20 protein-coding genes are annotated in these 21,658 nt (G+C 67.3%); 15 read left to right on the forward strand and 5 right to left on the reverse strand.

The features are described 5' to 3' along the window. Nucleotides 1–26: 26 nt before the first annotated feature. The gene (locus ACP694_RS02475) at nucleotides 27–1,427 is read right to left on the reverse strand and encodes an ActS/PrrB/RegB family redox-sensitive histidine kinase (RefSeq protein WP_426010127.1); all 1,401 of its coding nucleotides are present in this window, start codon (nucleotides 1,425–1,427) and stop codon (nucleotides 27–29) included. A 56-nt stretch (nucleotides 1,428–1,483) separates the two neighbouring features. On the opposite strand from ACP694_RS02475, the gene ACP694_RS02480 reads away from it, so the two are divergent. The 9 genes from ACP694_RS02480 to mmcB all read left to right on the forward strand — a co-directional run bounded on the left by ACP694_RS02480 (nucleotide 1,484) and on the right by mmcB (nucleotide 8,592). Further along, nucleotides 1,484–2,077, forward strand: coding sequence for an SCO family protein (locus tag ACP694_RS02480; RefSeq protein WP_426010129.1), 594 nt, complete (start codon nucleotides 1,484–1,486; stop codon nucleotides 2,075–2,077). An 87-nt stretch (nucleotides 2,078–2,164) separates the two neighbouring features. Then, on the forward strand, nucleotides 2,165–3,421 hold the full coding sequence (locus ACP694_RS02485; protein ID WP_426010131.1) for a polyhydroxyalkanoate depolymerase: 1,257 nt from the start codon (nucleotides 2,165–2,167) through the stop codon (nucleotides 3,419–3,421). Nucleotides 3,422–3,625: 204 nt separating this feature from the next. Then, on the forward strand, nucleotides 3,626–4,345 hold the full coding sequence (locus tag ACP694_RS02490) for a M48 family metallopeptidase (RefSeq protein ID WP_426010133.1): 720 nt from the start codon (nucleotides 3,626–3,628) through the stop codon (nucleotides 4,343–4,345). An 870-nt stretch (nucleotides 4,346–5,215) separates the two neighbouring features. After that, on the forward strand, nucleotides 5,216–6,343 hold the full coding sequence (locus ACP694_RS02495; protein WP_426010135.1) for a ferritin-like domain-containing protein: 1,128 nt from the start codon (nucleotides 5,216–5,218) through the stop codon (nucleotides 6,341–6,343). Nucleotides 6,344–6,430: 87 nt separating this feature from the next. Further along, nucleotides 6,431–6,970 (forward strand): lipocalin family protein, encoded by a 540-nt coding sequence (locus ACP694_RS02500; RefSeq protein ID WP_426010137.1) that lies wholly within the window; start codon nucleotides 6,431–6,433, stop codon nucleotides 6,968–6,970. Between the two features lie 8 nt (nucleotides 6,971–6,978). Then, nucleotides 6,979–7,524, forward strand: coding sequence for a lipocalin family protein (locus ACP694_RS02505; protein WP_426010139.1), 546 nt, complete (start codon nucleotides 6,979–6,981; stop codon nucleotides 7,522–7,524). A 51-nt stretch (nucleotides 7,525–7,575) separates the two neighbouring features. Continuing rightward, entirely contained in the window at nucleotides 7,576–7,830 is a 255-nt protein-coding gene (locus tag ACP694_RS02510) for a type II toxin-antitoxin system Phd/YefM family antitoxin (protein ID WP_426010141.1), read from the forward strand. Then, a complete protein-coding gene (locus tag ACP694_RS02515) occupies nucleotides 7,827–8,093 on the forward strand; it encodes a Txe/YoeB family addiction module toxin (protein WP_426010142.1) in 267 nt (88 codons plus the stop codon). Before ACP694_RS02510 ends, ACP694_RS02515 begins: the two co-directional genes overlap by 4 nt. A gap of 40 nt (nucleotides 8,094–8,133) precedes the next feature. After that, nucleotides 8,134–8,592: a DNA repair putative endonuclease MmcB gene (gene mmcB, locus ACP694_RS02520; RefSeq protein ID WP_426010144.1), complete on the forward strand. Its 459-nt coding sequence runs from the start codon at nucleotides 8,134–8,136 to the stop codon at nucleotides 8,590–8,592. 15 nt (nucleotides 8,593–8,607) lie between these two features. On the opposite strand, the gene ACP694_RS02525 is transcribed toward mmcB, so the two are convergent. Next, the gene (locus ACP694_RS02525; RefSeq protein WP_426010145.1) at nucleotides 8,608–8,892 is read right to left on the reverse strand and encodes a hypothetical protein; all 285 of its coding nucleotides are present in this window, start codon (nucleotides 8,890–8,892) and stop codon (nucleotides 8,608–8,610) included. 78 nt (nucleotides 8,893–8,970) lie between these two features. After that, the gene (gene recQ / locus ACP694_RS02530; RefSeq protein ID WP_426011276.1) at nucleotides 8,971–10,797 is read right to left on the reverse strand and encodes a DNA helicase RecQ; all 1,827 of its coding nucleotides are present in this window, start codon (nucleotides 10,795–10,797) and stop codon (nucleotides 8,971–8,973) included. Between the two features lie 342 nt (nucleotides 10,798–11,139). On the opposite strand from recQ, the gene ACP694_RS02535 reads away from it, so the two are divergent. Beyond that, a complete protein-coding gene (locus ACP694_RS02535; RefSeq protein ID WP_426010147.1) occupies nucleotides 11,140–13,104 on the forward strand; it encodes a transglycosylase domain-containing protein in 1,965 nt (654 codons plus the stop codon). Nucleotides 13,105–13,344: 240 nt separating this feature from the next. On the opposite strand, the gene ACP694_RS02540 is transcribed toward ACP694_RS02535, so the two are convergent. Further along, complete coding sequence (locus ACP694_RS02540; protein ID WP_426010149.1) at nucleotides 13,345–14,040, reverse strand: MarC family protein; 696 nt, start codon at nucleotides 14,038–14,040, stop codon at nucleotides 13,345–13,347. 87 nt (nucleotides 14,041–14,127) lie between these two features. Between ACP694_RS02540 and pyrF the strand changes: the two genes are divergently transcribed. Beyond that, a complete protein-coding gene (gene pyrF, locus ACP694_RS02545; protein ID WP_426010150.1) occupies nucleotides 14,128–14,817 on the forward strand; it encodes an orotidine-5'-phosphate decarboxylase in 690 nt (229 codons plus the stop codon). On the opposite strand, the gene ACP694_RS02550 is transcribed toward pyrF, so the two are convergent. Continuing rightward, on the reverse strand, nucleotides 14,814–15,014 hold the full coding sequence (locus ACP694_RS02550) for a DUF1674 domain-containing protein (protein ID WP_426010151.1): 201 nt from the start codon (nucleotides 15,012–15,014) through the stop codon (nucleotides 14,814–14,816). The genes pyrF and ACP694_RS02550 overlap by 4 nt on opposite strands. Nucleotides 15,015–15,082: 68 nt before the next feature. Here ACP694_RS02550 and ACP694_RS02555 point away from each other — a divergent pair, with 68 nt between their 5' ends. The 4 genes from ACP694_RS02555 to ACP694_RS02570 all read left to right on the forward strand — a co-directional run bounded on the left by ACP694_RS02555 (nucleotide 15,083) and on the right by ACP694_RS02570 (nucleotide 21,563). Next, nucleotides 15,083–16,363 carry an RsmB/NOP family class I SAM-dependent RNA methyltransferase gene (locus tag ACP694_RS02555; RefSeq protein ID WP_426010152.1) on the forward strand — a complete coding sequence of 427 codons (1,281 nt, stop codon included), beginning with the start codon at nucleotides 15,083–15,085 and terminating at the stop codon, nucleotides 16,361–16,363. A gap of 74 nt (nucleotides 16,364–16,437) precedes the next feature. Further along, nucleotides 16,438–17,097 carry a ribulose-phosphate 3-epimerase gene (gene rpe / locus ACP694_RS02560; protein WP_426010153.1) on the forward strand — a complete coding sequence of 220 codons (660 nt, stop codon included), beginning with the start codon at nucleotides 16,438–16,440 and terminating at the stop codon, nucleotides 17,095–17,097. A 9-nt stretch (nucleotides 17,098–17,106) separates the two neighbouring features. After that, on the forward strand, nucleotides 17,107–18,879 hold the full coding sequence (locus ACP694_RS02565) for a heparinase II/III family protein (RefSeq protein WP_426010155.1): 1,773 nt from the start codon (nucleotides 17,107–17,109) through the stop codon (nucleotides 18,877–18,879). A 266-nt stretch (nucleotides 18,880–19,145) separates the two neighbouring features. Continuing rightward, a complete protein-coding gene (locus ACP694_RS02570) occupies nucleotides 19,146–21,563 on the forward strand; it encodes a TonB-dependent receptor plug domain-containing protein (RefSeq protein WP_426010157.1) in 2,418 nt (805 codons plus the stop codon). The last annotated feature ends 95 nt before the right edge of the window (nucleotides 21,564–21,658 follow it).

Genomic DNA, 21,658 nt, shown 5'->3' on the forward strand with positions numbered 1-21,658 from the left:
TCCATTGGACCGCAAGCGTTTCATGCTCATACGCCCACGAAGCCCGGCGCTTCCAGCGCCGATCGCGGCCAGCGCGCCGCCACAACCGCGCCGCCACGCCGTCCATTCCTGAAATCCACGGTGGCGCCGGTTCGTTCCAGCAGGGTCTTGGCGATGAAGAAGCCCAGTCCCATGCCTATATGGCCGGTGCGCGAGCCCTCCGCTCCGGGGCGCGAGGTCACATAGGGTTCGCCCAGCTTGGCCAGCACCTCGGGCGAGAAGCCGGGACCGTCGTCACGCACCTCGATGACCACGGCGCGGGCGTCGAAACGCGCGATGACGATCACCTCCGCGCGGGCGAAGTCGACGGCGTTCTCGACGATCGAGGTCAGGGCATGGATCACCTCGGCCCGCCGCCAAATGTCGGGCGCCGCCTCGCCGGACGGGCCATTGACCACGGCCTCGACGCGGACGCCGTGGATCATGTGCGGCTCGATGGTCTCTTGGACCAACTGGACCAGGCTCATCCGCTCGTGCACGGCGTCCTTGGCCTCGGGCATCTCGGTCAGGCGCTGCAGGATTTCGCGGCAGCGGGCGGCCTGGCCGATCATCAGCTCGGCGTCCTCGCGGGTCTGCTCGTCGGGGGCGTTGCGGACCATCTCGCGGGCGACGACCGAGATGGTGGCTAGCGGCGTGCCGAGCTCGTGGGCGGCGGCGGCGGCCAGGGCGCCCAGGGCCGACAGCCGCTGCTCGCGGGCCAACACCGTCTCGGTGACATTGAGCGCCAGTTCCATCCGCGCTGATTCCGTCGCCGCCTGCCAGGCATAGGCGCCGGTCAGGGCGATGCCGAGCACCCGCGACAGCACGATGGTCATCATGGTCAGCATGCCGGGCATGGGGCCGGGACCCGCTGCCGAACGATAGGGCAGGGGCAGATGGACGACGGCCAGCACCAGACAGGCCGCCACCGCCAGCGCCCCCATCGCCGCGGCGAACCGGGCCGGCAGGGTGGCGGCCGCCAGGGTCACGGGGGCGATCAGCAGCAGGGAGAATGGATTGATGATCCCGCCGGTCAGATAGAGCATGCCCGTCAGTTGCAGGATGTCGAAGGCGATCTGGGCCGTCGCCTCGCCCTCGCGGGCCATCCGTTGCCCCCCGAACGCCAAGCCGATCAGCACGTTAAGCCAGGCCGACAAGGCGATCAGCGAGAAGCACAGGGTGTAGGGAATCTTCAGGTCCAGACCCGGCCCCGCCACCAACACGGCGATCGTCTGGCCCGCCACCATCAGCCAGCGTTGGGCGATCAGGGTGCGAACCCTCAGGCGCCCACGACGCAGCCCCGGTCCCGCCCAGGACCAGTCCTCGTCTTGCGCCGTCTCCCCGTCGGGCCTATCGAGCCCCGTCCGCGGCGAACTGTGCGGCGCGTTCCTGAACGAAGCGTCTGCCATGTCGCACCATAGGGCCAGACTTTCCCGTCTGGCGAGAACGAAAGGTTCGAGAGCCGATGCCGCGTCATCGCGTAGTCGCCATTCTGGCCGCCATGGCCGCTGTCCTGATCGCCGGAACGCTGATCGTCGGCGCCGGGATGTTCAAGCGCCAGCCTCAACCGGCGCTGATCGGCGGCCCGTTCCAATTGGTCGACCAAGACGGCCAACCGGTCACCGAGAAGGTGCTGAACGGCCAGTGGAACGCGGTGTTCTTCGGCTTTACCTACTGCCCCGACGTCTGCCCCGGCACGCTGCAGGCCCTGGCGACGGCCAGCGACCAGTTGGGTCCCAAGGCCAAGGACCTGAGGATCGTCTTCGTCTCGGTGGACCCGGCGCGCGACACACCCCAGCAGATGAAGGCCTATCTGTCGGCCGACTACCTGCCCAGGAACACCCTGGGCCTAACCGGCACGCCGGAGCAGACCGCCGCCGCCGCCAAGGCCTACCGCGTCTATTCCAAGAAGGTCGGCGACGGGCCGGACTACACGGTCGATCACACGACGGTGATTTATCTGGTCGATCCCAAGGGCCGCTTCGTCAAGCCGCTGGCCTATGGGCTGCCCCCCGAGGAGATCGCCCGGCAGATCAAGGACGCCATGGCGGGCAGATAAAACGCCGCGGCCCTGCAGCGCTACCGGAAGGCTGTACTTTCTTAGGGTGCGGCGTGTTATGTTGCGTTGCAACATATTGGATGCGCCATGCTGTACGCCCTGCACGAGGCAAATTTTTACGCCTCCACGCCCCTCCGTATGGCGGCTCGCGCCGCCCGCGATTTCTGGGGCTCGCCGCTGAACCCGGCGGCGAATAGCGATGTCGGCCGGCGTCTCCACGCCGGAGCCGACCTGTTTTCCAACGTCACCCGTCGCTATGGCAAGCCGGCCTGGAACATCGACAGCATCAAGGTCGGCCAGGTCGATGTGCGGGTGCGGCCCACCGTGGTCTGGGAGAGCCCCTGGGCGCGGCTGATCCAGTTCGACCGCGACATGTCCGACATGCGCCGGGCCGGCAAGTTCAGCCTCGATCCCGCCGTGCTGATCGTCGCGCCCCTCTCCGGTCACTACGCGACCCTGTTGCGGGGTACGGTCGAGGCTTTCCTGCCCGACCACGCGGTATTCGTCGTCGACTGGATCAACGCCCGCGAGGTCTCGGTGCTCGAGGGCAGGTTCGACTTCCACGACTATATCGACCACATCCGCCAGATGCTGGCGGTGCTGGGTCCGCGCCCCAATGTGGTGGCCGTCTGCCAGCCCGGTCCAGCCGTCCTGGCCGCCGCGGCCCTGATGGCCGAGGACAACGACCCTTCGCGCCCGGCCAGCATGACCTTCATGGGCTCGCCGATCGACGCGCGACTCTCTCCCACGGTGACGAACAATCTCGCCGAGGAAAAGCCCTTCGCCTGGTTCCAGTCCAACATGATCTACACCGTGCCGCCGCCCTATCCGGGCATGGGCCGGCGCGTCTATCCGGGCTTCGTACAGCTGGCCAGCTTCATGAGCATGAATAAGGCCAAGCACCAGGAAGCCCACCAGCGCTATTTCCAGGACCTGGTGAAGGGCGACGGCGACAGCGCCGACAAGCACCTGGAATTCTACGACGAATATCTGTCGGTGCTGGACCTGACCGAGGAATTCTACCTGCAGACCATCGACATCGTCTTCCAGCAGCACCTGCTGCCCAAGGGCGAGCTGATGCATCGCGGCCGCTTGGTGAAGCCCGAGGCGATCACCGACATCGGCCTGATGACCGTCGAGGGCGAGAACGACGACATTTCCGGCATCGGTCAGACCCAGGCGGCCCACGGCCTGTGCTCGGGGCTGTCGGACGATCAGAAGGAAGACTACGTCCAGCCCAATGTCGGCCATTACGGCGTGTTCAACGGCCGGCGGTTCCGCGAGGAAATCTATCCCCGCGTCCGCGACTTCATCCGCAAGAGCGACCCGAATTTCAACATTTGAGGCGTCTTTGTCTCCGGCGCCGCCCCTCCCCCGCCTTCCCGGCGAAGGCCGGGGCCCAGATGAAACCCACGAGCCGCTCTGGATGAATCTGGGTTCCGGCCTTCGCCGGGAAGACGGATTCGAGTGCGCTTGGCGCTTCCCAATGTGTAGTCCCAGCTTGTCGCCAGCCTTGCGTGACGTACCGCGACGGGCGATCTAGAGGACATGAATCTCTTCCGCCCGCAGCGCTATGCCGACGGTGACCGGCTGGACGTGCGCGGCTGCGCGGTGCGGCTTAAGGTTGATGGCCGGGCCCGGCGGGTGTCGCTGCGGGTCGATCGCGCCAAGTCCGAGGTGGTGGCCCTGGCTCCCACCCCGCGCCGCCTGACCGAGGCCGTGGCCTTCGCCCACGAGAAGGCCGAGTGGATCGCCGGCCAGCTGGCCGCCCTGCCCACCCGCCAGGTGGTCGCGCCGGGCGGCGTGTTGCGCCTATTGGACCGGCCCTACCGACTTGAGGTCGGCTCTGGCCGGCCGAAAATGACCGACGACGCCCTGATCGCCCCTGACGACAGCACATGGTCGCTGCGCATTCTCCGCTTGGCCAAGCGCGAGGCCCTGACCCGGCTGACCGAACGCACCGCCCACCACGCCGCCGCCCTGAACCGCCCCATGCCCTCGGTGGCCGTCGCCGACCCCAAGGCTCGCTGGGGGTCCTGCCGGCCGGCCAGGCCCGGAACCCCGGCCGCGATCCGCTATAGCTGGCGGCTGGTGCTAGCGCCGTTCGACGTGGCCGATTACGTCGTCGCCCATGAATGCGCTCACCTGATCGAAGCCAATCACGGGCCTCGGTTCTGGGCCCTGTGCGGTCAACTGGCCGGCGATCCGGCCCCCCACCGGGCCTGGCTGCGAGCTCATGCGGCGGAGCTTCACGCGATCTCGGCTTAGGGCGCGAGGGGCTTGGGCGCGCGCAGCTGGGGACATGCACTCATGCCCCGGCCTTGGCCGGGTTGCAGTGGCTTGGCCGTGAGTGCGTGTCCCCATCTTCGCCCGCTGCGTTGGTGGTTGAAGCAGGGATAGTCTTTAAGCGTCCGGGATGACGGTGAGGACACGCACTCACCCCACCGTCCCGACAGGTTTTGACAGGTCGTGGAATGAGTGAATGTCCCCGGCGGGGATCGCCGTCGCGCCATCCCCACAATCGCAACCTCAAACTCCGGCAACTTCAACGCCCAAAAAAATAACCAGCGTCACAACCGCTGGCGCACTCAAACCTCCCGTATGCTGATCTCACCTCGTCGCGGGGGAAGGGCGCATGGCCAGCGACCGATGCGGCGGCGGGGGGCGATCGAGCGGGACTGGGCTGGAGGGAGTTACTCCAGCGTGTCCGGGGAGCCTGGCGTTGTAGGCCCCGCCCGCCGTCGGCGTCGACGGGGAACAAGCGTGCGTGTCCATTGATCCGCGCCCTCGTCACCCGTTTGGACCGGAAACGGTTCACACCGGATTCGGCTAAGTCTCAACAGGGCTGCCCACCGGACGCGGACGGATAACGATGGCGCGGAGCGATCGCCTTCGTCGAAACGGCACACTGTTCAAAACACTCCGGACGTCGTCCGGCGCTCCGCGACACTTTTCAACCGCTCACAGCCAGATTGGCGTGGGACCACACACTTGTCACCAAGCCCCGGCGCGTTTCAAACTTGACGCGGTCGTCACTTTTAATTTGACCCCGCCCGCCCTTTGAGTTGACAGTGTTCAGATAGGCCAGAGACCCGCGTCAGACGGGCCCTGTCCAGCCCCTTAGGCGAGGAGCCCCCCATGACGGACAAGAACATCACCAAGGACGCCATGTACGACGCGGTGGCGCCGGACGACTTCGAGTCGATGCTCGAGCTGGACCGCTACAACAACCGCTCCACGGCCTTCGACAAGATCATCTCCGCGACCCACGACCACTTCTGGGACCCGCTGGACAAGGCCTATATCGATTTCGACGAGCCGTTCGACATGGAGAACCAGGCCCTGGTTCCCGAGGAGCTGGTCATCGCCCTGTCCACCGACTACGTCTCCAACCACCTGTCCGATCCCAAGCAGCGCATCCGCTTCATCAACCAGTCGGTGCTGCGCAGCTTCTCTTCGATCCTGCATGGTGAGCAGGGCGCTCTGAACCTGTCGGCCTCGCTGTGCCACGTGCTGAAGGACCAGGGCGCCCAGGAATACGCCGCCAACCAGACCCGCGAAGAGGCCCGTCACGTCACGGCCTTCGCCAAGTACATCAAGGCCCGCTGGGGCAAGCCGGTCGAGTGCGGCCCGGCCCTGAAGACCCTGCTGATCGAGATCATCGGCGCGCCGGAGGTCTACAAGAAGATCATCGGCATGCAGATGCTGGTCGAGGGCCTGGCCATGGGCGCCTTCGCCACCTTCTACAACCAGATTAACGATCCGGTCGGCAAGAAGATGTTGCAGCTGGTGATGACCGACGAGGCCTTCCACCACAAGTTCGGCAAGATCTGGGCTGACCGCACCGTCCCCAAGCTGAGCCCCGAGGAGCACGCGATCATCGAGGACTGGGCGGCGCACTGCTTCCAGACCCTGCTGTTCAACCTGGTCTCGCCGCACCAGCAGCTCGATCTCTACGCCGAGTTCGGGCTTGATCCCGACAAGGTGGTCGAGGAGTACGGGAAGATCATGACCGACGATGTCCGTCGCGAGGCCATGAAGGAGCAGACCAACATCTTCCGGGTGCTGGTCAAGACGCTGTTGAACGCCGGCATCATCACCGAACGCACCAAGGCGTTCTACGCGATGTATGTCGATATCGATGAGCTGAAGTCCGAAGGCGACCGGATGGTCGGCGACGACATCGCCGAGGAGGGCATCCGCCACCTGCAGGCCATCAACTTCCGGGATCGGCCCTCTGCCCCTGTGACCATCGCCGCCGAATAGGGTCCTCGGTTTGTTTCTCAGCGCCTCGACGGGGAACCCCGGCGAGGCGCTTTGCGTTTATGGCGTCTTGTGAGGCAAGGTGGCGACATGCGCATCCGATCGTTCGTTCTGGCCGCGACCCTGGTCGCGACACTCGCCCCGAGTCTGGCGCCCAGCCTGGCGCTCGCGGCCGCCCAGCCACCTTCCAAGCCGGTTTCGGCGGCCTTCTACACCGGAAAATGGTACGAGGTCGCCCGCACGCCCAATGCGGGCCAGCGCGATTGCCAGGCCGCCACCACCCAGTTCACTGACAAGGGCGCCGAGGGCTTCACGGTCGTCCAGATCTGCCATAAGGGCAGCGCTTCCGGGCCGCCTAAGACCTTCAACACCACGGGCAAGATCGCCGCCGGAAGCCAGAACGCCAAGTTCAGGATGAGCTTCCTGGGAGGGCTGAAGAAGCAGGAATACTGGGTTCTGGACCGGGCCGGCGACCAGTCCTGGGCGATCATGGCCACGCCGGGCGGCAACTTCGTCTGGCTTCTGTCGCGCGACGCCGTGATGAGCCCAGCCGCCAGGGCCACCGCCTTGGCGAGGGTCAAGGCCCTGGGCTACGCCAAGCTGGAATTCCCCAAGCAGCCGCCGGCCTGAGGTCGCTGATGACCCGCCGCCTCCTCGGCTTCGCCGCCGTTCTCTTGACCGCGATCGGTCTCGTCGCCTGCGTGGCCGGCCCCAGCGGTAACAGGAACCCGCCCCAGCCCGCCAAGGCCGTGGATCTCGATCGCTATGCCGGCCGCTGGTATGAGGCGGCCCGCTACGACATGCGATTCGAGAAGGGCTGCGACGGGGTCACGGCCGACTATTCCAAACGCCCCGACGGCCTGATCCGGGTGGTCAACACCTGCCACCAGGGCGGGCCGACCGGACCGGTCAAGGTCAGCGAGGGCAAGGCCAAGGTCGTCGACGCGACTCGCCAAGCCAAGCTGAAGGTCTCGTTCTTCGGCCCGTTCTATGTCGGCGACTACTGGGTGCTCGATCACGCCGAAGACTACAGCTGGTCGATCGTCGGCGAGGGCTCCGGCAAGTATCTGTGGCTGTTGACGCGCAAGCCGCCGACACCGACGGAGCTCAAGACCCTGACCAACCGGGCTCGCGCAATGGGCTACGACACGACGATGCTACGCGTGACGCAGCACACATCTTGATTTGTACGGAATTTTGTACATATTGGTCATCGTCGATCATGGAGGATCGCGATGGACGTGCTCAGCTACTCCGACACCCGCGCCAATCTCAAAGAGGTCATGGACCGTGTCGTCGATGACCGCGCTCCAGTCGTGGTCACCCGCCAGAAGGCCGAGTCCGTCGTCATGGTTTCGCTGTCGGACTGGCACGCGATGGAAGAAACGATCCACCTCTTCTCGTCGTCGACCAATGCCGAACGCCTGCGTAGGTCGATCGCCCAGCTGGAGAGTGGGCAAGGATCTGAGCGGACGCTGATCGAGCTGTGAAGCTCGTCTTTTCGCAGGATGCCTGGGAAGACTATCTGCATTGGCAGGCCACTGATCAGGCTGTGGTGGATCGTGTGAACGCCCTAATCAAGGAATGTTCCCGCATGCCGTTCAAGGGCACGGGCAAGCCTGAGCCGCTCAAGGGCGACCTGAAGGGCTGGTGGTCGCGGCGCATCACGCTAGAGGACAGGCTGGTTTATCGCGTGGCCGGTTCAGGCGAAGACCAGAGGCTGGAAATCGCCCAATGCCGTTACCACTATTGACCCCCTTGAAACCCGAACAAAGCTGGAACATGGTTCCGGCATGGACGTCGTCATCGACCTTCGGCCTTCACGGCCTCAGACCACCGACCTGGTGACGCGGGGCGCGGCGCGGTTCCTGGTGTCGCTGGGCTATGCGCCCCTGGCCGAGGTGACCCTGCCCAATGGCCGGCGGGCCGACCTGATGGCGCTGGGCCGCAAGGGCGACGTGCTGATCATCGAGGTGAAGTCCGGGCTGGAGGACTTCCGCATCGACCGCAAATGGCCGGAATACGCGCCCTATTGCGACGCCTTCTATTTTGCGGTCGCGCCGAATTTTCCTGAAGGAATTCTGCCCGACGATCCAGGTCTGATCGTCGCCGACGGCTTTGGTGGGGCCGTGGTGCGCGAGGCTCCGGTCACGCCGCTGGCACCGCCGCGCCGCAAGGCGCTCACCCTGGCCTTCGCAAGGATGGCGGCGCTGCGTGCCGCCGGTGTCAATGCCGAGCGCCTCGCCCTCTAACTTGGCGCTCCCGGCCTAACGGTCGAAATTACGGGCGAGCAGGAACCCAAACACCAGGCCGGCGACGAAGGTCCCCACAGCCAGGGCGACAGGGCGCTCTTCGGCGACCACATGGGCCGCCTGGGCTTTTTCAAGAGTCCAGGTCTTGCCGATCTCGGCCTTCTCGCCGACGAACTCGGCGGCGACATGGGCCTTCTCGGTGACGGTCTCGACGGCCTTGTCCACGGCGGCCTTGGCGCGCTTGGCGCCGGTCTTGGCCGTGGTCTTCGGGGCTGGAGCCTTGATCGTGAAGTCGGTCATACGAAATCCCACGGGGAGGAGAGCTGAAAGACGTAACGCGCCGGAAGGCAAATCGTTTCGGCCAGGCAACCCGCCAGCCTAGTTGTCGCGCACCACCTTGAGCACGCTATCGCCATAACGGTCCAGCTTGCCCTGGCCAACGCCGCCGGCCTTGGCCAGGGCGCCTAGCGTGCCGGGGCGGGCGGCGGCGATCTCGGCCAGGGTGGCGTCGTGGAAGATCACATAGGGCGGCACGTGCTGCAATTGGGCCGCCTCGCGACGCCAGGATCGCAGGGCCTCGAACACAGCCTGGTCCTCGAGCGGCACGGTCAGGGCCTGGCGTTTGCGGGCCGTCTTGCCCGCCGCCGCGCCGCCGGCGCGGCCAGGCGCCTCGGCGGTGGCAGGCTGCTGGCGCAGGGAGACCAGCCGTTCGCCACGATAGACCTGGCGCACCCCCTCGCCGTCGCCCAGACCGATCAACGGCCGGCCGTCATTGGGATCCTCGCGCAGCAGGCCCTCGAACACCAAGGTGTCGAGCAGCTCGCGCCAGCCTTGCGGGCTGAATTCCTTGCCGATGCCGAAGGTCGACATCTGGGCCTCGGCCTGGGTGACGTCCTTGGTCTTGCCCAGCAGGTGGTCGATCAACCGGCCGCGCCCGAACCGGCCGCCCATGCGGTGGGCCGCCGACAAGGCCTTCTGGGCGGCCTGGGTCGCATCCACGCCAGTGGGGGGCGAAACGCAGATGTCGCAGACGCCGCAACGCTCGACCCCCTCCTCGCCGAAATAGCGGCGAACGGCGGCGGCGCGGCAGGTGACGCCCTCAAGCATGGCGTAGAACTGCCGCAGCTTGCGCAGTTGCACCGCCTTGACCTCGTCGGGCGCGCTCTGGCCGTCGATGCGGCGCACGGCCCAGGCCAGGTCTGCGGAGCTATAGAGGGTAATGCCCTCGGCCGGCTGGCGGTCGCGGCCGGCCCGGCCGATCTCCTGCCAATAGGCCTCTATGGCGGCCGGCGGATCGGCGTGGATCACGAAGCGGACGTCCGGCTTGTCGACGCCCATGCCAAAGGCGATGGTCGCGACCATCACCGCCTCGTCGGCCTCCAGGAACTCCTCCAGCCGGCGAGCCCGGACGGTCCTGTCGAGGCCGGCATGGTAGGCCAGGGCTGGAATGCCCTCGGCGATCAGCTTCTCGGCCAGCTTCTCGGTGGAGTCGCGGCTGCCGGCATAGACCACGCCGGCCCGGTTGGGCCGCTCGGTGACCAGTTCGATGACCCGCTCGTGGCCCTTGCCCTTCTTGCGTTCAGCATTGAGGGCCAGTTCGTGGCGGGCGAAGCTGTCGACGAACTCGGCCGCGCCCTGCAGGCGTAGTTCGCTGCGGATATCGTCGCGGGTCCGGGCGTCGGCGGTGGCGGTGACCGCCAGGCGCGGGGCATGGGGGAAGACCTCGGCCAGGCGACCCAGCATGCGGTATTCGGGCCGGAAGTCGTGACCCCACTGGCTGACGCAGTGGGCCTCGTCGACGGCGACCAGCGACAGGGCCAGGCGTGACAGCCGCTCCAGCATCGACGGCTGCATCAGGCCTTCGGGCGACAGATACAGCAAGTCCAGCCCGCCGGCGTCAATCCGCCGCCAGATTTCGGTTCGCTCGGCCGGCAAGGTGTTGCTGTCCAGCCGCTCGGCGGCGACCCCGGCCTGTTGCAGCCCGGCTACCTGGTCGGCCATCAGGGCGATCAGCGGCGAGACCACCAGGCCCAGGCCCGGACGGATCAGGGCGGGGATCTGGTAGCACAGGCTCTTGCCGCCGCCGGTTGGCAGCACGGCCAAGGCGCTGCGGCCCTCCAGCAGTTCGGTGATCACCCCGGCTTGCAGGCCGCGGAACTCGGCATGGCCGAAGGTGCGGCGCAAGACCTCGCGAGCCGCCTCGATCGAGGGCGGCGGCCCAGGGGAATAGCGGTCGAAACTTGAGTCAGGCTGATCGTGCACGAGCGTGTTCTGACAGCGCCCGGCCACAAGGCCAAGCGCGGCGCCACGATCTAGCCCCGGAAATTGGCTCAAAAGCCGACATCGGCTTCAACGGCCCTGCAAAGCGGCTCATCACCCTGGTTTCAGCGCGATCGGAAGCTGAAACGAGACATGAACACGCTTGCGCCGCAAGATGGGGAAGGCGGCGTTCATGCCTCGTCAATCTTGTCGCGCGTTCTGTGAGCTTCGGTTAAACGGATTTCGGCGCGACCTCGGGACACCCGCGCCTTTCGGGAACAGGACGACATGGCCAACGGTACCTTCGGCGGGAACAGGCCGGCGAAGCCGCAGCGCACGCCTCTGCAGGCGCTGCTGTATTGGACGATCGTGCTCGGCGTCTGGGGCCTGATCTTCGTGGTCGCCTTTTTCGCGGTATTCGCCAGCGACCTGCCCGACACCTCCAAGCTTTACGACGTCAAACGCCAGCCTTCGATCAACTATCTGGATCGCTCCGGCGCCCTGCTGGCCGTTCGCGGCAGCCAATATGCGCCGCCCGTCGATCTGGACGCCCTACCGCCCTATGTGCCGGCCGCTTTCGTAGCGATCGAGGACCGCCAGTTCTACCACCACATCGGCTTCAATCCCTGGGGCATCGGCCGCTCGATCATCTGGAACATCAGCCATCGTGGCGGCCCGCAGCGCGGCGGCTCGACCATCACCCAGCAGCTGGCCAAGAACCTGTTCCTCAGCCCCGCCCAGAACTATCGCCGCAAGGCCCAGGAGTTGATCCTGGCCGTCTGGCTGGAGCTGAAGTTCAGCAAGAAGCAGATCCTGGCACTCTACATGAACCGGGTCTATTTCGGGGCCGGGGCCTATGGCATCGAGGCCGCCTCGCAGCGCTATTTCAACAAGCCCGCCTCACAGCTGACCGTGGGCGAGGCCGCCTTGCTGGCCGGACTGATGAAGGCGCCCGCCCGCTATTCGCCGGTCTCGGCCAGCGACCGCGCGGCTCGCCGCGCCACCATAGTGCTCGACGAGATGGTGCGGATGCGGGCGATCACCGCCGAACAGCGCGACCAGGCCTTCGCCGAACCCGTGCGGGTCTCGGCGACCCTGGCCAATCAGCGCGCCCAATATTTCACCGACTATGTCGACGCCCAGGTCCGCTCGCTGGTCGGCGAACCGACCGAGGACCTGGTCGTCGAGACCACCCTGGACCTGCCGATCCAGGTGGCGGCCGAGCGTTCGGTGCAACTGGGCGTCGAGGGTCATAAGGCTCAGGGTGTGCAGCAGGCGGCCCTTGTGGCCATCGACGGCGAGGGACGCATCCGGGCCTATGTCGGCGGCGTCGACTACAGCGAGAGCCAGTTCGATCGCGCGACCAGCGCCCGCCGCCAGGCCGGCTCGGCCTTCAAGCCGTTCGTCTATCTCACCGCCATGGACCAGGGCCGCAATCCCAGCGTCGTGGTCAATGACGAGCCGGTGAAGATCGGCACGTGGGAGCCCAAGAACTACACCAACAAGTATCTGGGCCAGATGACCCTGCAGACGGCCCTGGCCCAGTCGATCAACACCGTCGCCGCGCGCCTGGCCAATGAGGTCGGCACCAGCAACGTCGCCGCCACCGCCCGCCGCCTGGGGATCACCAGCAAGATCCAGCTCGACCCGTCCATGGCCTTGGGCGCGGTTGAGGTCAGCCCGATGGAGATGGCCCAGGCCTACGCCCCGTTCTCGAACGGCGGCTTCCTGGCCAAGGGCTACGGCATCGAGCGCATCCGCACCACCAGCGGCAAGGTTCTGTACGACCACAGTGTCGACAAGGGCCAGCGCCCGGCGGTCATCGGCTCGCCGTCACTGCAATATATGAACCAGATGATGCGCCAGGTCGTGGCCTCGGGCACCGGGGCGCGGGCCAAGGTCGCCAGCTACGACATCGCCGGCAAGACCGGCACCACCAGCGACTACAAGGACGCCTGGTTCGTCGGCTATACCGGCGGCTTCGTCACTGCGGTATGGACCGGCAAGGACGACAATACCCCGATGAAGAAGGTCACCGGCGGCGGCGCGCCGGCCGAGATCTGGAAGACCTTCATGAGCGCCGCCCTGCCGCGCCTGAAGGCCACCCCGATCCCCGGCGGCGTCGTCGAGCCCCCGGCCCCAGTCACCGACGACCCGATCGGAGACATACTGACGGGTCCGGGGACGCCGCAGGGTCCGGCGGCCGAGACCCCGGCTCCCGGCACGCCCCCGCCGGAGCAGCTGCCTTATTGAGGCTAGCCAGGTTAGCCGGGGCCATGGCCCCGGCTAGCGCGGCTAGCGCGGCTAGCGCGGCTAGCGCGGCTAGCGCGGCTAGCGCGGCTAGCGCGGCTAGCGCGGCTAGCGCGGCTAGCGCGCATTCGTCGCCGCCACACGAAGGCTATGACGTCGCAAGCCTCATTTTGATGCGCCAGCAGCCTTGGCTTCGTCGCGCCCGATCACAGGGTTGCACGAGGGGGATGGAGGAATGTTGAGCTACCTGTGCTCCAGGTACGGCGCCTTCGCGTCGGCCCGGATCAGGCCCTTGGTCGCGTCGCCGACACCAATCAGCACGAACTGCACCGCCAGGGCGCAGAGGATCAGGCCCAGCACCCGCACCACGATGCTCATGCCGATCCGGCCCAGCACCCGGCTGATGATCGGCGAGGCCCAGAAGACGGCGACCAGCACCACCGACACCGCCGCGATCACCGCGCAGCCGATCGCCATGCCCGCCAGGCCAAAGCTCTTGGCCTCGCTGGCATAGATGATCACCGTCGAGATCGCGCCCGGCCCGATCAGCAGCGGCATGGCGAAGGGCACGATCAACCGCTCGAACCGCTGCTTGGCATAGACCCGCGCCGACTGGCCCTCGATGCCCTCGGCCGCGTCGGCGAACATGGTGGTGAAGTCGTCGCGCACCATGTCGAGCCCGAGGATGAACAGGATGATGCCGCCGGCGATGCGGAAGGCCGGCATCGAGATGCCGAAGAACTCCAGCAAGGACACCCCGGTGAAATAAAAGAATATCAGGAAAGCGGCGACGAACAGGCCGATATAGAGCGCCACCATTCGCCGGCCGGCTCCGGCCGCGCCCAGGGTGGCGGCGGCGAACAGCGGCACGTTGCCGATCGGGTCGATCAGGGCGAACAGCGCGACGAAGAAGTTGACGGCGAGTTCTGCCTGGCTCATTCGACCTGCTTAGCCTTCAATCCGCGTTTGGTGCTCGCCCTTCTTAGGGTGAAGCGTCGCCGCGCGCCACACCCGGGGACCTCGCCCATGACCGCCGATCCGCGCCTGATCGTCCCGCTCGATCTTCCCAGCGTCGCTGAGGCCCGCCAGATGGTTGAGGCGCTGGATGACGCCGTGTCGTTCTACAAGATCGGGCTGGAGCTGCTGGCCACCGACGGCATGGCCTTCGCCGGCGACCTGAAGCGCCAGGGCAAGCAGGTTTTCCTGGACTGGAAGCTGCACGACATCGGCGCGACGGTGGAGCGCTCGGCCCGGGTGCTGGCCGGCGCGGGCTGCGACCTGCTGACGGTCCATGCCGAACCGCAGGTGATGGCCGCTGCCGTGAAGGCCAAGGGCGGCTCGAGCCTGAAGATCCTGGCCGTCACCGTGCTGACCAGCCTGACCGACGCCGACCTCATCGAGATGGGATACGCCTTCGGAACCCGCGACCTCGTGGCCCGGCGCATTCGCCAGGCGGTGGACTGCGGCGTCGACGGCATCGTCTCCTCGCCCCAGGAGGCCGCCCTGGCCCGCGAGATCGCCGGACCCGACTTCCTGGTGGTGACGCCCGGCGTGCGCCCTTTCTGGGCCGCCAAGAACGACCAGGCCCGCGCCGCCACCCCCGCCGACGCCCTGAAGGCCGGCGCCAGTCACCTGGTCTGCGGCCGCCCGATCACGGCGGCCAACGACCCGCGCGAAGCGGCGCTGAAGGTGGTGGCGGAAATGGAGGGGGTTTAGAAATCCACCGCGACGCCCTTGCGCTCCCAGTCGCCGAACCGCGTCGGCTCGGGGCCGTCTCGACCGCCTTCCTCGGTGGGCAGGGCGGCGACCTGAGCGCCGGCGCGGCGGGCGGCGGCCTCTTCGAGGGCGCGGCGGGCGGCCGGGGTCAGGGGCTTGTCGGGGGCCGCGCCAGGCGGCAGATCGGTCTCGGACATCGGCGCTTCTTAACACCCTTCACGCCAAAAAGCTTGCGCTCGCCGTCGCCTCGGGGCACGGCGAGGCGGTGACTCAGGAACTCAATGACGGCCTCCCCGCACGGGAAGGCGCTCTCGCCCTCATCGAAGCGGCCTTGTCGCGACGCGGGGGCCTCGACGAGGCCGCTTCGGCCAACGCTTTCCGCTTTCTCGAACCGCGGGAGCGCGCCTTCGCGCGCGCCCTGGCCATGGCGGCACTGCGCCACCTTGGCCCCATCGACCGCGCCTTGGCCGGCAAGCTGGCCAAGGAGCCGCCGCCACGCGTGCGCAACCTGCTGCGGCTGGGCGCGACCCAAGCCTTTTTCCTGGAGGTGCCAGCCTTCGCCGCCGTCGCCACCAGCGTCGAACTGGCCGGGGCCAGCAAGACCAGCCGACCGTTCAAGGGCCTGGTCAACGCCGTGTTGCGCGGCCTGCTGCGCGACGGCGGCCTGTCGGACGCCTCCGAACACCTGGCCCCGCCCTGGCTCTACGCCCGATGGGTCAGCGCCTATGGCCGCGACACCGCCGACGCGATCGCCGCCCAGATCGGCTTCGAACCCGCCACCGACCTGTCGCTGAAACCCGACTTCGACCCGACCGCCCTGGCGATCGAGCTGGATGGCGAGATCCTGCCCGGCGGCACGCTGCGCACCGAGCGGCGCGGCGACGTCTCGGCTTGGCCGGCCTTCGAGGACGGCGTCTGGTGGATCCAGGACGCCGCCGCCGCCGTGCCCGCCCGCCTGCTGAACCTCACGCCCGGCGAGACCGCGCTCGACCTCTGCGCCGCGCCCGGCGGCAAGACGATGCAGATGGTCGCCGCCGGCGCCCAGGTCGTAGCCATCGACCGCTCGCCTGCCCGCCTGGGCCGGGTGACCGAGAACCTGGCCCGCACGCATCTGACCGCCGAGGTGATCGCCGCCGACGCCGGGGCCTGGGACGACGCGCGAACCTTCGACGCCGTGCTGCTCGACGCCCCCTGCTCGGCCACCGGCACCTTCCGCCGCCACCCCGACGTGCTGTGGGCCGCGCGTCCGGGCGACGTGGCCAGCCTGGCCGGCGTGCAGAGCAAGCTGCTCGACAGCGCCGCCGGGCGTCTTAAGCCTGGCGGTCGCTTGGTCTATTGCGTCTGCTCGCTGGAGCCCGAGGAGGGCGAGGCCCAGGTCGAGGCCTTCCTGGCCCGCCGGCCGGACATGGCGCTGGACCCGATCGTCCCTGAGGAAGGCGGCGCGCCCGCCGCCAGCCTGACGCCGCGCGGCACCCTGCGCATCCTGCCACACCACCGCGAAGGTGGCCTGGACGGGTTCTTCGCGGCGCGGTTCGTCAAGAAATAGTCGATGCCGCGCCAAACCCGCGCGCGACAACGGGCTCGCTTGTCGCGCGAGGCCAAGCCCGCTAAGCCAAGGTCATGACCGCGCCACTGATCGCCCCGTCCATTCTCGCCTCGGACTTCGCCAAGCTGGGCGAAGAGGTCGCCGCCATCGAGGCGGCCGGCGCGGACTGGGTGCATGTGGATGTGATGGACGGCCACTTCGTGCCCAACATCACGCTGGGTCCCGATATCGTCAAAGCCATCCGCCCGCACGCCACGATCCCGTTCGACGTGCACCTAATGATCAGCCCGGCCGACCCCTATCTGGAAGCCTTCCGCGCCGCCGGCGCCGACCTGATCAGCATCCATCCCGAAGCCGGCCCGCACCTGCACCGCTCGCTCAAGCGCATCCGCGAACTGGGGGCCAAGGCCGGGGTGGTGTTCAACCCCTCGACGGCGATCGACCATGTCGAATGGATCCTGGAAGACGTCGACCTGCTGCTGGTTATGAGCGTCAATCCCGGCTTTGGCGGCCAGAGCTTCATTCCCGGTCAGTTGCGCAAGGTGGAGGCCCTGCGCAGGATGGTCGAGGCCCGCGGGCTGGATGTCATCATCGAGGTCGATGGCGGGGTTACCCCGGCCACCGCGCCGCAGTGCGTGGCGGCGGGGGCCACGGCTCTGGTCGCCGGCTCGGCGGTGTTCAAGGGCGGACCCGCCTTCTATGCCGACAATATCCGCGCCTTGAAGGGCGGCTGATCCAGCGACATGGAGGGGGCTCCCGCGACACCGTCGGTCCGTAAGTCCTCCGCCTTGCTTGGCGGACCTTCCGGGCGTGGCAGATCCCGCGCGGGTCGCACCAAGGGCGTGTTCCTGAAAGCCCTGGGCGCGGCGACGCGGGCCAATGTCGAGCGCGAGTGGTTCGGCTCACCACCGCACCGCGCCCTGATCAGTCGCCCCCACCCGGTGGGTCTGGCCGCCCATCCGCATGACCCGCGTCCAGTGGACCTGGAGCGGGGTCGGCAATTGCTGGACGGGGTCATGGCGCTGGACGGCGGCGCCCTGCGCCTGGGCGAGACGGGCGACCCCTTCGATCAGCCCAGCCCCACCCGGCAGTTCGCCATCGCTCTGCACGGCTTCGACTGGCTGCCGCACTTGATGTCGGCCGGACCCGGCTCGTCGCGCCTGGCCCTGCGCCTGCTGCAGGATTGGCGAAGGGTGTTCGGCGTCTGGAACGCCTTCTCGTGGAGCGGCGAGCGGCTGGAGCGGCGCACCTTCCACCTGGCCTGCGCGGCCCGGGCCCTGGCGCCGGAAGCGTCGGACGCCGAGATCTCGGCCATAGCGCTCGACATCGCCCGGGGCGCGCGCCAGCTGCTCAAGGCTTGCGACGCACCCCATCGCGCCCTGGAGCGGGCGGTCGTGGTCACCATCGCCGGCTGCGCCCTGTCGGGCAAGGCCAGCGACCGGCTGATCGCGACGGGCCTCAAGCGGGTCATCGCGCTGATGGAGCTCATCGTCCTGCCAGATGGCGGTCATGCCAGCCGTTCGCCCGAGGCGGGGTTGGAGCTGCTGTTCGACCTGCTCACCCTGGACGACGCCTTGAACCAGCGCGGACGGCCCGCACCCGAAAGTCTGGGGCGGGCCATCGACCGCCTGAGCTCCTCGGTGCGGTTCTTCGTACTGGCGGATGGCCATCTGGCCGCCTTTCAGGGCGGCGAGGCCGTCGGTTCGCGCCGGGTCGCCGCAGCCCTGGCCCATGACGACCAAGGGCCACGCCCGCCGCAGAGCGCGCCGCATGTCGGCTATCAGAAGATGCAGGGCGGCAGCATCCAGGTGATGGCCGACGCCGGACCGCCGGCCAAGGGCGTGCTCAGCGTCGCGGCCTGCGCCCAGCCGGCCGCCATAGAGATCGTCTGCGGCAAGGACCGGCTGATCACCAGCTGCGGCTGGAGCCCGGAGGCCGCCGGCGCCAACGCCTTTCGCCTCTCGGACGCGGCCTCGACCCTGTCGGTGGGCGACGGCTCGGCCGGACGCCCCCTGGCGGGCTGGCGGGCTGGCGGGCTGGGCCCCTGGCTGATCGACGGCGCGGCCGACGTCGAGGTCAAGCGCCACGACGTGGCCGACACCGGCGTCTGGCTGGACATCGTCCACGATGGTTGGAAACGCCTGGGCCTGACCCATGCCCGCCGCCTGTTCCTTGACCTCAAGGCCGACGAACTGCGCGGCGAGGACAGCCTGCTGCCGATCGTCTCAGGCGGCGAGGACGGCCCGCGCCGCTATCTGCCGTTCATGATCAGCTTCCACCTCCATCCCGACGCCCGCGCCTCCCTGGCCCGTGACGGCAAGAGCGTGCTGATCAAGGGTCAGTCCAATGTGGGCTGGTGGCTGCGCAACGACGCGGTGGACGTGGCCATCGCGCCGTCCGCCCATTTCGATCATGGCCACGCCCGACGGGCCGGGACGATCGTCCTCAAGAGCCAGGTCCGGCCCGAAAAGGGCGCCAAGATCCGTTGGAAGTTGGCTCGAGCGGCGGACCACTGATCGCGCCCAACCCGCACGACGCGACTTTGCAATAGACGCACGAGACCGCACTCACCGTCATCCACGAAAACTTCGAGTGTTCTATTAAGCGGCAGCGTTAGGCGGCACTTAGCCGAGAAGATCAGCAATTCATTTTTATGGCGCTTCGAAGCCGCATGATGGTTCGAAGAGTCGGCGGCGTGGCCCAACCCTGCAAGTCATCAAGAAAACTTGAGGGGCACTCAACAATGTTTCGCACCAAACGAGCTTTGCTCGCCAGCTTGTCTATGGCCGCGCTATCCTTCGGCGTCGCGCAGGTCGCCATGGCGGCCGAAAGCCCGCCCACGCCCGACAATGACACCGTCGAGGCCGTCATCGTCACCGGCACCCGGGTTTCCGGCCTGAAGGCCGTCGACAGCGCCGCGCCGATCCAGGTGCTGGACTCCCTCGCCCTGAAGGGCGCCGGCAAGCCCGACCTGATGTCGGCCCTGGCCCAGGCGATCCCATCGTTCAACGCCCAGGCCTTTGGCGGCGACACTGCGGCCCTGACGCTGTCGGCCCGTCTGCGCGGCCTGAGCTCCAATCACACCCTGGTGCTGATCAACGGCAAGCGTCGGCACGGTACGGCCAACCTCGCGGTTCTCGGCGGACCCTACCAGGGCGGCGCCGCGGCCGACCTGAACTTCATCCCGCTGTCGGCCATCGACCACATCGAAGTGCTGCAGGACGGGGCCGCCGCCCAGTACGGCACCGACGCCATCGCCGGGGTGGTCAACATCATACTTAAGAAGAGCGCTTCGGGCGGCTCGCTCGACGTCACGGGTGGCAAGTACAGCGCGGGCGACGGGGAGACGGGCAATGTCTCGGCCAATATCGGCCTGGCGCCGTTCTCCGACGCCTATCTGAACATAACGGCCGAGACCCGGTATCACGGTCTCAGCGACTGGGGCGGCGACGACCAGCGGGTGATCCGCGGCGCCACCGCCGCCAACGGCTGGGCCGCCAGCTTGGCGGGATATCCGCACACCAACAAGATCTCGGGCGACGCCCGCTATCAGCTGACGACCTTCGCCTTCAACAGCGGCGTCGAGATCGGCGACGTGAACCTCTATTCGTTCGGCACCTACGGCCACAAATACGCCGGCGCCTATGAGAACTTCCGCAAGCCTAGCCGCCTGCCACAACTCTATCCGCTGGGCTTCAACCCGATGGAGACCATCAAGGAGGAAGACTACGCCTTGACGGTTGGCGCGGAGGGCAAGCTGTTCGGCGATTGGAACTGGGACCTGTCCACCACCTACGGCCGCGACTTCGCCGCCATCAACGTCACCAACTCTGTCAACAAGGACCTCTATCTGGCGGCCGCCACGGTGCCGGGCCATGGCTCGACCCAGTCGGCCTTCCACGCCGGCGCCTTCCTCTCCACCCAGTGGACCACCACCCTGGATCTGAGCCGAGGGTTCGACATCGGCATGGCCGGTCCGCTGAACGTCGCCTTTGGCGCCGAGCAGCGGCACGAGACCTACAAGATCAAGGCCGGGGAGTATTCCTCGCGCTATAACGGCGGTTCGCAGTCCTATCCGGGCTTCTCGCTGACCGACGCCGGCGAACACGAACGCGACAACGAGGCGGTCTATGTCGATTTCGCGCTGAAGCCGGTCGAGGCCCTCCAGTTGGACGCCGCCGCCCGCTACGAACACTTCAGCGACTTCGGCGACACCACGGTCGGCAAGCTGACCGGCCGCTACGATTTCACCGACGCCTTCGCCCTGCGCGGCACGGCCAGCACGGGCTTCCGCGCCCCGACCCTGGCCGAAGAGAACTACTCGGCCACCAATGTCGGCCCGACCTCGGCCTTCGTGCAGCTGGCGCCGAACTCCATCGGCGCCAAGCTGGTGGGCGTCACTGGCCTCAAGCCCGAGAAATCGACCAACTACAGCGTCGGTTTCGTGGCCCACCCGATCTCGCGCATGACCGCTACGATTGACGCCTATCAGATCGAGATCAAAGATCGCATCGCCGGCAGCGGCTCGCTGTACGGGGCCGGCGGGGCGCACAACTACGCGGCCGTATCCGCCGCCATCGCCGCCAACGGCAATTCGATCTCCGACGACGCCACCGACATCGGCATCAACATCTTCACCAACGGCCTGGACACCCGGACTCGCGGCGTCGAGGCAGTGGTGAGCTATTCCAGCGACTTCGAAGACTACGGCCACGTCGAATGGAGCCTGGCGGGCAACTACAACAAGACCGAGGTCACCAAGATCGCGCCCGCGCCAACCCAACTGGCGGGCGCGTCGCTCTATGACAAGGCCGCGATCTCGGACCTCGAGACCGCCTCGCCGAAGTACAAGGTCTCGGGCGGCGCGCTCTTCTCGCACGGCCCGATCAGCGTGAACCTGCATGAGACGCTGTACGGAAAGTCCACCGAATACGCCACCTATGATGGCGGCAAGTACTGGCTGGAAAAGGTCGATTCCGCTTTCATCACCGACCTTGAAGTTTCCTGGAAAGTCATGCCGCAGTTCAAGGTCTCGGCCGGCGCCAACAACCTGTTCGACAAGAAGCCGGACAGGAAGAGCGCCGACGAACTCGAGGACGAGGCCGACAACGGCAACGGGGCTCAGGACATCTATCCGAGCTTCTCGCCGTACGGCCTGAACGGCGGCTACTACTACGGCAAGTTCGCCTACACGTTCTAAGGACACGGCGGCCGGCGTTCGCCTTCGGGCGGACGTCGGCTGACGCCGGAAATTGAAGCCTCTTACGGCCCGAGTTGTCACGGCGATGCTTCGCA

Origin of the sequence: Caulobacter sp. DWR2-3-1b2 (assembly GCF_049896345.1) — a bacterium.
Taxonomy (GTDB): domain Bacteria; phylum Pseudomonadota; class Alphaproteobacteria; order Caulobacterales; family Caulobacteraceae; genus Caulobacter.

Coding starts and splice junctions, on each gene's coding strand:
- ACP694_RS02475 (WP_426010127.1), bottom strand. CDS start 1,427: ATGGCAGACGCTTCGTTCAGGAACGCGCCGCACAGTTCGCCGCGGACG.
- ACP694_RS02480 (WP_426010129.1), top strand. CDS start 1,484: ATGCCGCGTCATCGCGTAGTCGCCATTCTGGCCGCCATGGCCGCTGTC.
- ACP694_RS02485 (WP_426010131.1), top strand. CDS start 2,165: ATGCTGTACGCCCTGCACGAGGCAAATTTTTACGCCTCCACGCCCCTC.
- ACP694_RS02490 (WP_426010133.1), top strand. CDS start 3,626: ATGAATCTCTTCCGCCCGCAGCGCTATGCCGACGGTGACCGGCTGGAC.
- ACP694_RS02495 (WP_426010135.1), top strand. CDS start 5,216: ATGACGGACAAGAACATCACCAAGGACGCCATGTACGACGCGGTGGCG.
- ACP694_RS02500 (WP_426010137.1), top strand. CDS start 6,431: ATGCGCATCCGATCGTTCGTTCTGGCCGCGACCCTGGTCGCGACACTC.
- ACP694_RS02505 (WP_426010139.1), top strand. CDS start 6,979: ATGACCCGCCGCCTCCTCGGCTTCGCCGCCGTTCTCTTGACCGCGATC.
- ACP694_RS02510 (WP_426010141.1), top strand. CDS start 7,576: ATGGACGTGCTCAGCTACTCCGACACCCGCGCCAATCTCAAAGAGGTC.
- mmcB (WP_426010144.1), top strand. CDS start 8,134: ATGGACGTCGTCATCGACCTTCGGCCTTCACGGCCTCAGACCACCGAC.
- ACP694_RS02525 (WP_426010145.1), bottom strand. CDS start 8,892: ATGACCGACTTCACGATCAAGGCTCCAGCCCCGAAGACCACGGCCAAG.
- ACP694_RS02535 (WP_426010147.1), top strand. CDS start 11,140: ATGGCCAACGGTACCTTCGGCGGGAACAGGCCGGCGAAGCCGCAGCGC.
- ACP694_RS02540 (WP_426010149.1), bottom strand. CDS start 14,040: ATGAGCCAGGCAGAACTCGCCGTCAACTTCTTCGTCGCGCTGTTCGCC.
- pyrF (WP_426010150.1), top strand. CDS start 14,128: ATGACCGCCGATCCGCGCCTGATCGTCCCGCTCGATCTTCCCAGCGTC.
- ACP694_RS02550 (WP_426010151.1), bottom strand. CDS start 15,014: ATGTCCGAGACCGATCTGCCGCCTGGCGCGGCCCCCGACAAGCCCCTG.
- rpe (WP_426010153.1), top strand. CDS start 16,438: ATGACCGCGCCACTGATCGCCCCGTCCATTCTCGCCTCGGACTTCGCC.
- ACP694_RS02565 (WP_426010155.1), top strand. CDS start 17,107: ATGGAGGGGGCTCCCGCGACACCGTCGGTCCGTAAGTCCTCCGCCTTG.
- ACP694_RS02570 (WP_426010157.1), top strand. CDS start 19,146: ATGGCCGCGCTATCCTTCGGCGTCGCGCAGGTCGCCATGGCGGCCGAA.